This is a genomic window from Nisaea sp. (assembly GCF_039990255.1).
Lineage (GTDB): Bacteria > Pseudomonadota > Alphaproteobacteria > Thalassobaculales > Thalassobaculaceae > Nisaea.
In genome coordinates, this window is sequence record NZ_JBDXGG010000018.1 from 817,022 (window position 1) to 829,666 (window position 12,645).

12 protein-coding genes are annotated in these 12,645 nt (G+C 58.3%); 5 read left to right on the plus strand and 7 right to left on the minus strand.

Annotated features, from left to right (window positions below; translation table 11 throughout):
- Positions 1-33: 33 nt before the first annotated feature.
- Positions 34-699, minus strand: coding sequence for a DUF6058 family natural product biosynthesis protein (locus ABJ076_RS14110; RefSeq protein ID WP_348194179.1), 666 nt, complete (start codon positions 697-699; stop codon positions 34-36).
- A gap of 182 nt (positions 700-881) precedes the next feature.
- On the minus strand, positions 882-2,270 hold the full coding sequence (locus tag ABJ076_RS14115) for a multicopper oxidase family protein (protein WP_348194181.1): 1,389 nt from the start codon (positions 2,268-2,270) through the stop codon (positions 882-884).
- 245 nt (positions 2,271-2,515) lie between these two features.
- Between ABJ076_RS14115 and gor the strand changes: the two genes are divergently transcribed.
- The 4 genes from gor to ABJ076_RS14135 all read left to right on the plus strand — a co-directional run bounded on the left by gor (position 2,516) and on the right by ABJ076_RS14135 (position 7,381).
- Positions 2,516-3,892 (plus strand): glutathione-disulfide reductase, encoded by a 1,377-nt coding sequence (gene gor / locus ABJ076_RS14120; RefSeq protein WP_348194183.1) that lies wholly within the window; start codon positions 2,516-2,518, stop codon positions 3,890-3,892.
- Positions 3,893-4,051: 159 nt separating this feature from the next.
- Entirely contained in the window at positions 4,052-5,443 is a 1,392-nt protein-coding gene (locus tag ABJ076_RS14125; RefSeq protein ID WP_348194185.1) for a 3-deoxy-7-phosphoheptulonate synthase class II, read from the plus strand.
- Positions 5,444-5,469: 26 nt separating this feature from the next.
- Positions 5,470-6,651 carry a nicotinate phosphoribosyltransferase gene (locus ABJ076_RS14130; protein ID WP_348194187.1) on the plus strand — a complete coding sequence of 394 codons (1,182 nt, stop codon included), beginning with the start codon at positions 5,470-5,472 and terminating at the stop codon, positions 6,649-6,651.
- A gap of 7 nt (positions 6,652-6,658) precedes the next feature.
- Complete coding sequence (locus ABJ076_RS14135; RefSeq protein ID WP_348194188.1) at positions 6,659-7,381, plus strand: GMP synthase; 723 nt, start codon at positions 6,659-6,661, stop codon at positions 7,379-7,381.
- 30 nt (positions 7,382-7,411) lie between these two features.
- Here ABJ076_RS14135 and ABJ076_RS14140 read toward each other — a convergent pair whose 3' ends face one another.
- The 5 genes from ABJ076_RS14140 to ABJ076_RS14160 all read right to left on the minus strand — a co-directional run bounded on the left by ABJ076_RS14140 (position 7,412) and on the right by ABJ076_RS14160 (position 12,198).
- Positions 7,412-8,038 (minus strand): glutathione S-transferase N-terminal domain-containing protein, encoded by a 627-nt coding sequence (locus tag ABJ076_RS14140; protein WP_348194190.1) that lies wholly within the window; start codon positions 8,036-8,038, stop codon positions 7,412-7,414.
- A 98-nt stretch (positions 8,039-8,136) separates the two neighbouring features.
- Positions 8,137-9,726 carry an ABC transporter substrate-binding protein gene (locus tag ABJ076_RS14145; protein ID WP_348194191.1) on the minus strand — a complete coding sequence of 530 codons (1,590 nt, stop codon included), beginning with the start codon at positions 9,724-9,726 and terminating at the stop codon, positions 8,137-8,139.
- A 75-nt stretch (positions 9,727-9,801) separates the two neighbouring features.
- On the minus strand, positions 9,802-10,719 hold the full coding sequence (locus ABJ076_RS14150; protein WP_348194192.1) for an ABC transporter permease: 918 nt from the start codon (positions 10,717-10,719) through the stop codon (positions 9,802-9,804).
- The gene (locus ABJ076_RS14155; RefSeq protein ID WP_348194193.1) at positions 10,716-11,657 is read right to left on the minus strand and encodes an ABC transporter permease; all 942 of its coding nucleotides are present in this window, start codon (positions 11,655-11,657) and stop codon (positions 10,716-10,718) included. The genes ABJ076_RS14150 and ABJ076_RS14155 overlap by 4 nt, the downstream gene beginning before the upstream one ends.
- Positions 11,658-11,910: 253 nt before the next feature.
- Positions 11,911-12,198, minus strand: a complete 288-nt coding sequence (locus tag ABJ076_RS14160; RefSeq protein ID WP_348194194.1) for a DUF1330 domain-containing protein — start codon at positions 12,196-12,198, stop codon at positions 11,911-11,913.
- Positions 12,199-12,321: 123 nt separating this feature from the next.
- On the opposite strand from ABJ076_RS14160, the gene ABJ076_RS14165 reads away from it, so the two are divergent.
- Complete coding sequence (locus tag ABJ076_RS14165; RefSeq protein ID WP_348194196.1) at positions 12,322-12,645, plus strand: hypothetical protein; 324 nt, start codon at positions 12,322-12,324, stop codon at positions 12,643-12,645.

Sequence of the window (12,645 nt, forward strand, 5' to 3'; positions counted from 1 at the left end):
GAGCGTCAGTTGCAGAGTCGTTGGATCTTTTGCTCAAGCAGCCGCTTTATCCAGAAATTTGGATTGTACGTCTACAATGCAGCGCTGGCGCGATGCATGAAGGGCTTCGTGTGGGGCAAACTCCGACTCTACTCTGTCCAGCAATGTCACGGCCTGTGCAAGCAGTCGAAGCTCTGGTGTCGCAAGTGAGCCGGGACCAGTCGACGTCAATTCTTCGATGAACATCACGCCGGCCTGTTTCAGAAACACGGATTCCGGCTGACCATCCCGGGTGCAGACGCCATAAACACCCTTGAGGAAATTTTCCCAGGTCATGTCTGCGTGGCTGGAATTGAATTGCTCCGGGACGTCTGGAACAATCTCGGCAAGCTTTCGGCCAAGCTCACTCGTCAGAAAAGTTTGCTTGGCTGTCTCGTAGCGGCTGAAAAAATAGCGGCGCGCACGCTCTTCTTTTTCAAATCCGAAAAGGCGAATGGCGTCGAACCAGGCTTCATGACCCCGTAGATGGAAGCGATAGGTTGCGTCTTCGTCAAAGTCGCTGACAAACGACACCGACCTGCTGTTACTTTCATAAATATAGGATGGCGCTGGAAATATCCGTCGATTCATAAGGCTGAGCAAGTCGTGCAGCGGTATGCCACAGGTTTCTGCAAAGGCGCTTTCTTCCAGGAAATGTGAATAGAGATAGTTGAGCAGCATTGGAGACCTCCGTGAGCGTTACTGCACGGTGTCTTATCAGCGATGAGACTTTATATGCTTCGATGTGTGTCGAAGTGTTTGTCGAAAAATCTAGATTTTCCGGATGCCATCGGGTGGCCCGAGAATTTTTCATAGCCCTGAGTCTTCCGGAAGCATCGAGGATGCTTTTTATGTCTCTGTCATCAGGTCTCGACTCGAATGAATCCGGTCAACCCAGTTTTCTGATGCTCGATCACGTGGCAGTGGAAGGCCCAGTCGCCCGGATTATCCGCGACCAGGGCAACTTCCATGGTCTCTTCGGCCTGCAGCAACGCGGTATCGGTCAGCAAGGGAGGGATCGGGCGTTTGTTCGACCGCAGCAGCCGAAACGTCAACCCGTGTAGATGGATTGGATGGTCATAGGGCGTCTCGTTGCGCAGGCGCAGGATGTAACATTTCCCCTGCTTCATGATCGCCAGTGGAGCGAGCGGATCTGGTGTATCGCCTTGCCAGGCAATGCGGTTGATTGACCAGAAGAGATATCCGAGGCTTCCGCAGATCGGATTGGCTGGTGCATCTCCGGCCGGGGACCAGCCAAATACAAACTCCATTATTTCCGCGCTCGCGAGGTCGGGCTCGGGGATCGGGTTGGGGGACAGCGGCTTCAACTCGGCGAGCTGTCGCCGGGCGCTTTGTCCTGTGGCCCTGAAGGAGGCGAGCCGAAGGTCTCCGGAAGGCTTGCGCAGGATCAGTTCGACCTGCTCGCCTTCGCTGTCTGGCATTCTGAGCGCGATATCCGCCCGCTGACCTGGCCCCATCTCGATTGCTTCAATTGTCATGGGCGCGGGGACAGGATTGGAATCCAGTGCGATGACGTGTGCCTCGCCACCTTTCAGGGTGTAATGCCCGACACGTGTCAGGTCCGTTACAGCGAGACGCAATCGGATCAGCGACCCTGCTGGCAGGTCATATGAAGGGTCGATCCGCCAGTTGACCGTGGAAATTGTCCCAAGCGTCCCGCCACGCGCTGTATTGCGGGCTTTGTAGAACTCCAGGAATTGGCCTTTGCTGCCGATCCGGAAATCCCGGATATTGAGCGGCAGATCCTGGTCGAAGCCCGGATCTTCAGCATCGTCAACGACCAGAACGCCCGTCATGCCTCGAGCCATCTGCTCCAGCGTGTTGCAATGGGGATGGTACCAGAAGGTCCCAGCATCTGGCGGTGTAAAACGGTAGCGGAAACTCTCGCCTGCCTCGATGGGCGACTGCGTCAGATAGGGAACACCGTCCATCGCATTTTTGATACGGAGCCCGTGCCAATGCACCGTTGAGGCCTCGTCCAGCCTGTTGCGGACCTCTATTGCTGTCGTCTCGCCTTGCCGCATCCGAATAACCGGAGGCGGTCCGTCTGCTGAGAACCCCATCATTCCGGGCGTCGGCATGTCCTGCACTATCTCGTGCGTAAGGTTGTGCATCTCGATCGACTGATCGACGGCGGCAAATGTCCGGTGTGCGGCAATTCCCGCAAAGGCAGGAGCCGCAAGAACAGCGGCGGAGCCGACAAGTAGATCGCGGCGCGTAACTCCGCTCATCTGGTGAGCCTTTCGGAAATGTGGGTAAGCGCGTAGAGGGGACTCTAGCGCCCTGCCTTTATCGGGTAAAATACTGACATACAGGCAAATAGCCGCAGGCGCCGGAACAATTAGCATCTCCGTCAGGACGATTAGGTCCCGCTTCGTTGACTGTCTTGTGGCGGACAGGCATCAATTGCGTTCCTATCTGACCATCAACAGATTAGCCGTGTCCTGAAACCATATGCGATCCTTGGAGCCAGCCCGTGTCCGATTATGATTTTAACCTGATTACGATTGGTGCCGGCTCCGGCGGTGTCCGGGCAAGCAGGCTGGCTGCCTCCTTCGGTGCGAAGGTCGCGGTTGTCGAGGAAGAGCGCGAGGGCGGCACCTGCGTTCTGCGCGGCTGCGTGCCCAAGAAGCTGTTCGTCTATGGCTCCCATTTCGGCCACGACATGCAGGACGGCGGCGGCTACGGCTGGTCAGCGGGCAATGTAAGCCACGATTGGCCGGCCATGATCGCCGCCAAGGAAAAGGAACTGGACCGGCTGCACGGCATTTATGTCAGCCTGCTGGAAAATGCTGGGGCAACGCGCATTCACGGTCGCGGCACTGTGGTTGATGCGCACACTGTGGCGGTGGGCGACAAGCACTATACAGCGGAACGTATTCTGATCGCAGTCGGCGGCTGGCCGAGCGTGCCGGACGTGCCGGGCTCGGAGCACGCGATTACCTCGAACGAGGCACTGGAACTACCGAAGCGACCGGACCGGATCGTTATTGTCGGCTCCGGCTTCATCGCCGTCGAGTTTGCCGGGATCTTCAACAGTTTTGGCTCAGAGACCCATCTGATCTATCGCGCCGACAAGGTGTTGCGCGGCTTCGATGAGGATGTGCGCGATACGCTGACCGAGGAAATGTCCAAGAAGGGCATGCATCTGCACCCGGGCACTCTGCCGGACCGGATTGAGAAGATCGGTGATGTCTACAAGGTGCACTTGAATGACGGCTCTACCCTCGAAGTTGACGAGGTGATGTATGCGACTGGGCGCCACCCGAACACCAAGGGCCTCGGTCTTGCGGAAGCCGGTGTCGCGCTGACCAAGGGCGGCGCCGTCGTGGTGAACGAATGGTCCCAGACCTCCGTACCCAGCATCTATGCAGTCGGCGACGTGACGGACCGGATCAATCTGACCCCGGTCGCCATCGCCGAAGGACATTCCTTTGCAGAGACCGTCTTCAACAACCGCCCGATGCAGGCCGATCACCGGGACGTGCCGAGCGCGGTCTTTAGCCAGCCGCCAATTGGCACCGTTGGTCTGACGGAGGCGGAAGCGCGCGATCAGTATGGCGATATCGATGTCTATGTCGCCGGGTTCCGGCCGATGAAATATACGCTGACGGACAATCCAGAGCGCGGCATGCAGAAGCTGATCGTTGATCGCGCGTCTGACCGGGTGGTCGGTGCCCACATGGTCGGCCTCGACGCGCCGGAGATCGTCCAGGGCCTTGGTATCGCCATCAAGGCCGGTGCCACCAAGGCCGAATTCGACGCGACCATCGGCATCCATCCGACGGCGGCGGAAGAGTTTGTCACCATGCGCACGAAGCGGCCGGAACCGGAGCGTCAGGCGGCTGAATAAACTCGGGCTTTTGTTCTATCGGGTTGACGCCGGGGCGGTTGTAATGCGCTGCTAGGCAGTACTCGCACTGGTATTCGCGGAATTCCGCTGGTACAAAACGCGTCCGCATTCGCTGAAATCGGCGGGCAAGCGGCAGATTCTAAACTTGGGAGAACAGCAATGTCCGGCACATGGAGCCCCGACAGCTGGCGTGGTAAACCGATCAAGCAAGTTCCGTCCTATCCAGACGCGGCCCGTGTCGCGGCTGTCGAAAAAGAACTGAGCGGTTATCCGACCCTGGTTTTTGCAGGGGAAGCACAGCGTTTGAAGTCCTCCCTCGGCCGGGTGGCAAAGGGTGAGGCGTTCCTGCTGCAAGGCGGTGATTGTGCCGAGAGTTTTGCCGAGTTCTCCCCGAACAATATTCGCGACACCTTCCGTGTGCTGCTGCAGATGGCGGTGGTGCTGACATTCGGCGCGGGTATGCCGATCGTGAAGGTCGGCCGGCTTGCCGGTCAATTCGCCAAGCCGCGCTCATCCGATGTGGAGACCATCGACGGTGTCGAACTTCCGAGCTATCGCGGTGACATGGTCAATGGCATCGACTTCACAGAAACAGATCGCGTCCCCGATCCTGACCGCCTGCTCAAGGTCTACAACCAGTCTGCGTCGACTCTGAACCTGCTGCGCGCGTTCGCCCAGGGCGGTTTCGCAAATCTGGAGCAGATCCATCGCTGGACCCTAAGTTTTGTTGAGAACTCGCCGCAGGGGGCGCGTTTCGAAAACGTGGTGTCACGCATCGACGAGGCGCTGGAATTCATGCGGGCGTGCGGCATTACGGCCGAGAACAACCAGCAGCTCCGCGAGACCGAGTTCTACACCAGCCATGAAGCGCTGCTACTCGGCTATGAGCAGTCACTGACCCGCAAGGACACCATCACCGAACATGGCGGCTGGTATAACACTGCCGCGCATATGCTCTGGGTTGGCGATCGGACCCGTCAGCTGGATGGCGCGCATGTCGAGTACCTGCGTGGTGTTTCCAATCCGATCGGTATGAAATGCGGGCCGAGCCTTGAGACTGACGACATGCTGCGTCTGATTGATGTCCTGAACCCGCAGAACGAGCCGGGCCGTCTGACCATGATCGTGCGCGTCGGAGCGGGCGAGGTGGATAAGCATCTCCCGCGCTTCATTCGTGCCGTCGAGCGCGAGGGCAAGAACGTGGTCTGGTCCTGCGATCCGATGCATGGCAACACCATTAAGGCCACCAGCGGCTACAAGACCCGGCCGTTCGACCGTATCTTGGGCGAGGTGAAGGAGTTCTTCGAAGTACACCAGGCCGAAGGAACTCATGCAGGTGGCGTGCATTTCGAGCTGACTGGTCAGGACGTTACCGAATGTATCGGTGGCGCCCAGGCGATCACCGATGATGCCCTGGCGGACCGCTACCATACGCATTGCGACCCGCGTCTGAATGCATCCCAATCGCTGGAGCTTGCATTCCTGATTGCGGATATGATGAAGCAGAGCCGTGTGAACGGCGGCACTGCAAGCATGGCTGCGGCATCCTGATACGCAGCTGAGTAGGATTGGGGCTCATGGACGGCTCTGAAGGTATCGCGTCGCTTACACCGGACGAAACACCACGGACGGTAAGCCATCCGGCGGAATCCGATCTGCCGCGTTTCGTCGACAAATACTTCCTCCGTACCAAGGAGGTGGTCGCCAAGTTCGGCGACGTCGATGTTACCTATGCCGTTTTCATGCGGCGCCCGGTGACATCGGCCCCCCGGTTGGCCATGCAGTGGCTCGAACGGATGGCGAAGGCGCGCGGCGTTGAGCTCAAGGTCGATCTGAAGCAGAAGGAAGGCTCGTGGGTCGGCGCAGGCGAGCCGATCATGAATGTCTCTGGCTCGCTCTATCACCTGATTGATCTGGAAACCCAATTTCTGCAGAAGCTCGGTGCCTGCTGCGTCGCCGCTTACAATTCCTATGTGATGTGCGCGGAGATGCCGAAAACTGCCTTTCTCGCCATGGATGCCCGGCACTGTGCCGGTACCGAGATGGCCGAGATGATGGCTTATGGTGCCAGCGTCGGCTCCGCCAAGGCGCAGCGCAAACTTGGCGCCGTCGGGTTCATCGGGAACGCTTCGGACGAAACGGCGCATTTCTTTGCCAAGGACCGGGGTTACGGCACGATGCCGCATGCCCTGATCGGCTATGCCGGTTCGACCGTGCGTGCGGCGGAAATGTTCAACGAAACCCATCCGGAAGAAAATCTGACCGTTCTGGTGGATTACTTCGGGCAGGAATTCACCGACGCGCTGGCGGTCTGCCGACGGTTCCCGGAACTGGCTGCTGCCGGTAAGGTTGCGGTCCGGCTCGATACGCATGGCGGACGTTATGTCGAAGATATGGATATCGGCATGTCCTATCAGGTGCTCGATCGGACAGCGCCGCGGGCGATCCGGGGGTACCGGACTGACAACGAGTTGCGCTACCTGATCGGCACCGGCGTTTCAGCTGCTGCAATCTGGCATATGCGCGAGCGGCTGGACCGGGATGGTTTTAAGGCGGTCAAGATCGTCGCTTCCAGCGGGTTCTCCCCGGAGAAATGCCGGGTCATGGCGCTTGCCGACGCCCCGATTGACGTGATTGGCACCGGGTCCTATCTCCCTGATAAATGGAGCGAGACCTATGCGACCGCCGACATCGTGCGCTACGATGGCGAAGAGCGCGTCAAGGTTGGGCGCGAATTTTTGTTGGATAAAACCAGATAGGGCTGCCGTGACTTCCAAAGTTCTGATCGTCGTACACCAGAAAACCTCCGTCGCGGGGCATGTAGGCGTACTACTTGAGGAGCGCGGCTACAGGCTGGACCGGCGTTGCCCGATGATCGGGCATCAATTGCCGGAAACCCTCGACGACCACGCCGGCGTGGTGGTGTTCGGCGGCCCGATGAGTGCCAATGACGAGCATCTTGACGGGATTGGCGCCGAGCTCAAGTTCATGGATACGGTGCTGGCGTCCGACACACCGTTTTTCGGCATTTGCCTCGGCGGTCAGCTCTTGGCGCGGGCCCTCGGCGCGCGGGTCTATCTGCATGATCAGGGCGATGTCGAGGTCGGCTATACGAAGATTAACCCGACCGAGACGGGGCGCCCGTACTTTGAGCATTCCGAGCATTTCTATCAATGGCACAAGGAAGGCTTCGATGTGCCTGACGGGGCTAGTTTGCTGGCCACCGGTACCCGCTTTCCGAACCAGGCTTACCTCTACGGCGACAACAAGCTCGGCATCCAGTTTCATCCGGAGATCACGCTTGAGATGATCCAGCGCTGGACCGCAGGCGCCGCACATCGGATGGAGCTTCCGGGGGCACAGCCCAAGGAAGCGCATATCAAGGGATTCGAGATGTTCAGCGACAGCATTGATCGGTGGGGCAGGGCGACGCTGGATTGGCTCGGCCTGCGCGGCTCCCCGCGCGCGGTGATGGATGCGGCCGACTAGTCTTCTGGTTGCTAGCTTTCATTAAAGTTTTTATGGCACGCCGTTCCGACAGTGAAGCTGGAATCCGGGGCGGCTAGAGAGATGTTCCATCCAGGCCGCGACATTCGAAAGCGACGGTTTAGTTATCGGGGTCATCTCCCAGCGGTTGACTGAGAGTGCGAGCACAATATCTGCGAGCGTGAAAGCGTCCCCGCAAACAAACGACCCCGAGTTGGCAAGATGTGTATCGAGCAGTGACATTTGCTCGTTCCATGCATTCGCGCTCGCTTGTTGCGATACGACATCCGAATAAGCTCTGTCATGGCGAACGAGCCCCATGAATGCTGCTCGCCAAGCGTTATTCAGTTCAGTCTGCTGCCAGTCCATCCAAACTTCGACGGTGGCCCGTTCCACTAGAGCGACCGGGAGGAGGTCGGTGCGATTTTCTCGGGCGGCCAGATAGCGGCAAATTGTGTTCGATTCTGACAGAGCAGTATCTCTGTCTATCAGAACGGGCACCAATCCTTTGGGGTTAACGGCTCTGAAGTCCGGGCTTGAAGTGGCGTGGTTGTCTTCTGTTCCACCCCAGTGTTCAATGTTTGGTTCCAGATTCAATTCCACGCAGGTCCAGAGCACTTTGCGAACATTGATCGAGTTTGGCTGCCCTAGCAGTCTCATCTGGTTTTCCTGTCAGACTGAATTTTTTGTATGTGTACAAAAAAAAGGGTGAAGCGAATTCATTCGCTCCACCCTATCAAATTTGCTTACGGGAAAGCCTACTTCAGTTCGAGACTGAGTCCCTTGTAGAGACCGGCGCCGTAAATGCCATGTGCCTCAACCGGCTTCAGGCGAGGTCCCGCGGCTACGAACATCGGCTCGTGAACGATCGGGATCCAGACAACGGCGTCATGTACCTGCTTCTGCACCTTGCCATAGGCTGTGGCGCGGTCGGCCTCGGTGAGGGCGCCGCGGCCTTCCTTCAGCCACGCGTCTGTCTGGGCATTGTCCCAGTTCATCCGGTTCGGCGTCGGCATGTTGGCCGACGGGAAGTACAGGTTCAGAGCATCGCCCGCTGAGACGTACGGATAGCTCATGGTGTAGAGATCGAAATCCTGGGTCTTCAGCTTGCCCCAGATGACCGTGGCGTCGAACACCTCGACCTTGAGATCGACACCGATTTTACGGAGATCGCCCTGCAGGGCTTCCATCACCTGGCGCCAGATGTTGGAGAAGCTGTAGGCCACCAGTTCGAGCTTCTTGCCGTCTTTGACCCGGAACCCGTCGTCGCCCATTTTCCAGCCATCGGCGTCGAGGATCGCAGCTGCCTTTTCCGGATCGTATCCGAACAGGCTTTCGTCGATCAGATCGGACGCATAATCGAGCGTACCGGAGTGGGTATAGGCATAGGCCGGAGCGGCTTTGCCGAAGAACGGTCCTTCTGCCATGGCTTTCTGGTCGACCGCGAGGTTAAGCGCCTTGCGGACTTCGATGTTATCCACGATGTCGCGGGTGATCTTGAAGCCGACATAGTAGGTCCAGAAATAATACGGCGGAGAGGTGACCGAGATCTGCGGGTTGGCCTGGAGCTGATCGACTGACCAATAAGGCAGATACTGGGTCACGTCGCCCTGGTTGGTCTGGATGCCGGCAACCCGGTTGTTGTCTTCCGGAACTATTTTCCAAACGACCTTGTCGAGCTTTGCGGGACCTGTGTTTTTGTAGAAATCCGGTCCCCACTTGTAAGCGTCGTGCTTGGTCATAACGAGCTGGTTGCGCGGCTCCCAGTTGTCGAAGCAGTAAGGACCGGTGCCGTCGAAGCCTTTCACGCCGAAATCGTCGCCGAGTTCGTTCACCTGATCGACATTCAGGATCGTGTGGAAGTGCTGTGTCATTTGATACAGCAGTTCCGAATAAGGCTGCTCAAGCTCATATTCGACGACATAGTCGCCGACGGCCCGGATTTCCTTCACATCGCCGGCGCGGTTCTTGACCACGCCTTTTTCCAGTGCGAGCCAGCGATCGATTGTCGCCTTCACGTCGGCTGCGGTCAGTTTCTTGCCGCTGCAGAAAGTGACGTCTTCCCGCAGTTTGAATGTGTAGAGCTTGCCATCTTCGGAAACGGTCCAGGATTCCGCCAATAGCGGGCGAATTTCCTTCATGTCGGGAGCGAGTGCGACCAGTGTGTCCCCCATCATGAACATGACTTCTGCGGTTGCCCGCGATGTCGATGTGTGGGGGTCATACCGATCCGTGTCGATGGTGCGCATGACGCTGATAGATGTCTCTGCGCCGGCAGAAGCCGCTAAAGGCAGACTCGCGGTCAGGGCTATGGCCGCGGCGCGAAGCAACAACTTGCGAAGTTCCATAATGAAGCCTCCTTTTTTGTTCCGGAGTACCGGTCGGCATCCGGTTTCGGCCCGGGGCTGGACCCGGGCGCGTTCTTACTGACGCAGCCGGGGGTCGAGCACGTCCCTCAGCGCGTCTCCCAACACGTTGAAGCAGAGCACGATGACCAGGATCGCCAGGCTGGGGATGGTCGAAACGTGCGGCGCGAAGAACAGGAAATTCCGCCCTTCCGACGCCATGGTACCCAGTTCGGCGGTCGGTGGCTGGGCGCCAAGACCGATGAAGCTGAGCGCTGCGCCTAACAGGATAATCTGGCCTAGTTGAAGCGTCAGATAGACAAAGATCGTTGAAGCGCTGTTCGGCAGAAGATGAATCCAGATGATCCGGGCGTCGCTCATGCCGATGGCGCGGCTTGCGGTTATGTATTCCATTTGCATTTGGACGACGGCGGCGCCGCGGGTGATCCGCGCGATATTGGGGATAGCTGAAACGGTCAGTGCGATCGCGATGGAAAAGATACCCGAGCCCAGAACAGCCGCGATGGCGAGGCCGAACAGGATTGATGGGAAGGAGAGGAGGATGTCGACGATCCGCATGATCGGACCTTCGAGCCACTTGTAGTAGGCCGCGATCAACCCGAGAAAGGCGCCGATGGTGCCACCCGCCAGTACGGCCGAGATGCCCATGACCAGCGTTGTCCTGGTGCCGTAGAGCAGGCGAGTGAGGATATCCCGCCCCAGCCCGTCGGTGCCGAGCAGATGATCCGCAACTGCCCCTGGAGCCCAGACCGGGGGCTTCAGCATGTTTCGCAGATTGTTGTCGTACGGATTATGCGGCGAGAGAACCGGCGCAAGCAGGGCCGCGAGTATGACGATGGCGAGCAGGCTGGCGGATATGACGGCGCCTTTGTCACGCTTCAGCTTCTGCAGCGTGCTCCGGCGTAGGGACATCCCGGCGCTGGGGGCCTCGTCTTCGAGGGCGGATGCGGACATAGTTGTGGGGGTGGCGTTCATGATGTCCTCAGGCGTGGATCGAGCACGGCGTAAAGCAGGTCGACGATGATGTTGACCGCGATAAACGAAACCGCCAGGACGAGAATGGCGCCTTGGCTTAAGGCATAATCGGCGGAAACGATGGCGCCGACAGCCAAGCGTCCGACACCGGGCCAGGCGAACATGGTTTCCGTCACAACCGCACCGCCGAGCAGGAAGCCGATCTGCAGCCCGATGAGCGTGACTACGGGGATCAGCGAGTTGCGCAGGGCATGCTTCAGAACGATCGCCCGTTCCGAAACACCTTTGGCGCGGGCGGTGCGGACGAAATCGCTGTTCAAGACCTCTAGGAGCGAGGTGCGGGTCATGCGGGCGACAGGGCCTATAAAAACGCCGCCGAGCGTGATCGCCGGCAGAATGATGTGCCGAATTCCCTCTATCGTCCAGAGCGGCCCAGCGCGTCCCTGGAACGGCAGCAATTGCCATTTGAAGCCGACATACTGGATTAGAATGAGGCCGAACCAAAAGATCGGCATGGAGACACCGGCGACGGAGGCCGCCATGATGATACGATCCGAAATCTTACCGCGCCGCACCGCCGCGAGGGTGCCGAACAGAATACCGAGCGGGATGGCCCAGATCAGGCTTGCCGCCATGAGCTCCATGGTTGGGCCAACAGTATTGGCAAGCTCGTCGATCACCGGGCTGTTGGAAATCATGGAGCGGCCGAGATCGCCTTGCAGTACCCGACTGAGATAGATGCCGAACTGGACGATGACTGGCTCGTTCAGCCCCATCGATTCCCGGATAGCCTCGATGTCCGCCGCGCTGGCCGTCGGCCCCGCGAGAACGGTCGCAGGATCCGTCGGCACGACCTGCATCAGCATGAAGCCGATAAACAGCACCCCGAACAGAACAGGTATGGAAACGAAAAGTCGTTTGGTGACATGTGTAAGCATTGTTTCGCGATCTGAAGTCGCTAGGAGGGTCGGGAGCACGTCGCAACTCATGTGCCAACTGAGCGCTGTAGCTAAGAAATGAGAGATAACCAGCCAAAGCCCGTGGGAGACGGGCGAGGGAGAGACGGGTGGCAGAGCCCGAGGTTTGTACTGGGCTGCCAATAAATTAGGCGGTTATCGTATCGTAACGCACAAAATTGTATCAAAGCGTGCCGCCCCGTAGATCGTCCGTAGCGGCGCGCTTTTCGGCTCTCTATACTCCTTCTACAAGGACGGCATTACCTGTGGAGGCTGCCTGTCGAAGAGCCTTTGGCTTTTCGTACTCGTCGGAATAGTACCATTTTCTGGCCTGCTCGAAGCTGTCGAAGCGGACGACCACGGTGCGCGGATTTGGAGACCCTTCAAGATCCTCCTGTTTCCCGCCGCGAATAATGTACGCACCGCCATATTGTTCGATCGTTGCTGGGACCTGGGCGCGATATTCTTCGAATGCGGCGGCGTCAGAGACGTTAATCTGGGCAATAATATATCCGGCCGGCATCGTGTTTCCCCTGTTTGAATTATGCTTCGCCCACAATAGCGGTTTCTGGCGGCCTGTTGCCAATCGGCGGGGCGAATGCTTCAGTTCTCGACACGCATCAATGGAATGTCGAGGGAGGACGTTATGAGCGCGGGCGAAGGAGAAATTCTGCTGACGGTCTTTTTGAAGCATCAGAAGGACAAAAATCTTAGCGAAATCAATGAAAAGCTGGAGAACGCGGAGTTCTGGAAACGGTTTCCGCCCGAAGGCATTGAAGTAGTCAACTGGTACGTGATGATGGGGATTGGGCAGGTTGCCATCCTCCGGGTTCCGGGGCATCGGTTGCGTGAAGTCAATCTGGCAATAGAAAAAAGTGCTTGGGGTGCGTTCGATACAGAATTTTACCCGACCTATGACTTCATGCCCGTCCTGAAAGAGATCAAAGCCCGGCACATCATCGAGGCCTGA

Excerpts from the sequence above, each read along its gene's own strand:
- ABJ076_RS14155 (WP_348194193.1), bottom strand. The coding sequence starts at position 11,657 with ATGCTTACACATGTCACCAAACGACTTTTCGTTTCCATACCTGTTCTG.
- ABJ076_RS14165 (WP_348194196.1), top strand. The coding sequence starts at position 12,322 with ATGAGCGCGGGCGAAGGAGAAATTCTGCTGACGGTCTTTTTGAAGCAT.
- ABJ076_RS14130 (WP_348194187.1), top strand. The coding sequence starts at position 5,470 with ATGGACGGCTCTGAAGGTATCGCGTCGCTTACACCGGACGAAACACCA.
- ABJ076_RS14145 (WP_348194191.1), bottom strand. The coding sequence starts at position 9,726 with ATGGAACTTCGCAAGTTGTTGCTTCGCGCCGCGGCCATAGCCCTGACC.
- ABJ076_RS14115 (WP_348194181.1), bottom strand. The coding sequence starts at position 2,270 with ATGAGCGGAGTTACGCGCCGCGATCTACTTGTCGGCTCCGCCGCTGTT.
- ABJ076_RS14160 (WP_348194194.1), bottom strand. The coding sequence starts at position 12,198 with ATGCCGGCCGGATATATTATTGCCCAGATTAACGTCTCTGACGCCGCC.
- ABJ076_RS14125 (WP_348194185.1), top strand. The coding sequence starts at position 4,052 with ATGTCCGGCACATGGAGCCCCGACAGCTGGCGTGGTAAACCGATCAAG.
- ABJ076_RS14140 (WP_348194190.1), bottom strand. The coding sequence starts at position 8,038 with ATGAGACTGCTAGGGCAGCCAAACTCGATCAATGTTCGCAAAGTGCTC.
- ABJ076_RS14150 (WP_348194192.1), bottom strand. The coding sequence starts at position 10,719 with ATGAACGCCACCCCCACAACTATGTCCGCATCCGCCCTCGAAGACGAG.
- ABJ076_RS14110 (WP_348194179.1), bottom strand. The coding sequence starts at position 699 with ATGCTGCTCAACTATCTCTATTCACATTTCCTGGAAGAAAGCGCCTTT.